General features: G+C 66.2%; 1 protein-coding gene. It reads right to left on the bottom strand.

The features are described from left to right. Positions 1-20: 20 nt before the first annotated feature. Positions 21-1241: an IS110 family RNA-guided transposase gene (locus tag QTI17_RS34940; protein ID WP_286538769.1), complete on the bottom strand. Its 1221-nt coding sequence runs from the start codon at positions 1239-1241 to the stop codon at positions 21-23. Positions 1242-1480 lie beyond the last annotated feature (239 nt).

The raw sequence follows: 1480 nt of genomic DNA, 5'->3' as shown, positions 1-1480 counted from the left end.
CTGAAATGAAACGTCCTCACTTAAGTCGGAGTGACCTGCACGGCGTAGCCGATTTGCTGAAGTCGTCGGATGAGGCGGTTGGCAGTTTTGTGAGCGTCGGCGCGGTCGAAGTGAGCGGCACCCAGGTCGTGCCATTCGGTGCTGTCGCGCAGCATGTGCCAGGCGGCGGTGAGCATCGAGGCGGCCACGGCGATGATGGCTTTTTTGGCGCCACGGCGTGCGCGCAGGCGATGGAACTGCGCCTGCAGGTAGCCGCCCTTGACCTTCACGGCCGCCCAAGCGGCCTGCACCAGCGTGGTCTTGAGCCACTTGCCGCCGCGGCGCAGCCGGGTGCTGCGGCGCTTTCCGGCGCTCTCGTCGTTGCGCGGACACATGCAGGCCCAGGACAGCAGATGCCCAGGCGTGGCAAAGCGCGACATGTCGATGCCGATCTCGGCCACGACCACATGGGCGCTGACCTCGCTCAGGCCCGGCATCGTGCTCAGGAGCCTGGCGGCTTGTCGAAACGGCTCGAGCCCGAGGCCCACCTCCTTTTCGATGTCGGCAATGGCCTGGTCCAGCGCCTCGATGTGGCCCAGATGCAGCTTGAGCATGAAGCGGTGATGCTCGCTGATGCGTCCGCGCAGGGCTTCGAGCAAATCGGCGCGGCTGGCCTTGACGCGACCGATGCAGGAGATCAGGTGCTCGGGGTCGCTGTGGCCGGCGATGATGGCCTGCAGCACCGCACGCCCGCTCTTGCCCAGGATGTCGCTGAGCACGACGCTGAGCTTGAGGTTGGCGTCTTCGAGCACCTTCTCGATGCGCTGGGCGTGAGCGCTCCTCTCGCGCACGAACTGCTTGCGGGTGCGCGTGAGCGTGCGCAGCTCCTGCACAGTCACTGGTGGCACAAAGCTGGCGCGGATCAGGCCGTGGGCCAGCAGGTCCGCCAGCCACATCGCGTCGTTGACGTCGGTCTTGCGCCCGGGCACGTTCTTCACATGCGCGGCGTTGGCCAGCACCAGCTCGAAGTGGCCTTCGAGCACGTGCCACACCGGCTTCCAGTACACGCCCGTGGCCTCCATGCCCACCTGCTCGACGCCGAACGAGTCGAGCCAGTCGGCCAGCGCCAACAAGCCCGAGGTGGTCGTGGCAAAGGTGCGCACCTCCTGCAATGGGGGGCCGTCGCCGGCAATGCGCACGCACGCCACCACGGTTTGCTTGTGAACGTCCAGACCCGCGCAGCGCGGATAGATGACTTGCATGATCGCCTCCAATGCGCGGCGACATCGGCGTGCGGCCCACGTCATCGAAGTCTGAAATGCGTGCTCAGGGGCGCGAGGCCCGAGGCGACAGTACGGGGTGCTCGTGGAGCCGCGGGTCCAACTAGGATTCGGGTTCGAGGCACCAAGTACAAACCGACCTCTGTGCCGGACGCCGCACGCAATTACACAGCGTTTCATGGGCCGTGGGTCGCGCACCGCGCGATGGAGCAACTAGGATG

The organism is Variovorax sp. J31P179 (assembly GCF_030316985.1).
GTDB lineage: Bacteria > Pseudomonadota > Gammaproteobacteria > Burkholderiales > Burkholderiaceae_C > Variovorax > Variovorax ginsengisoli_B.
The sequence above is the reverse complement of the archived record's forward strand: the minus strand, read 5'-3'. Positions and strand labels throughout refer to the sequence as shown.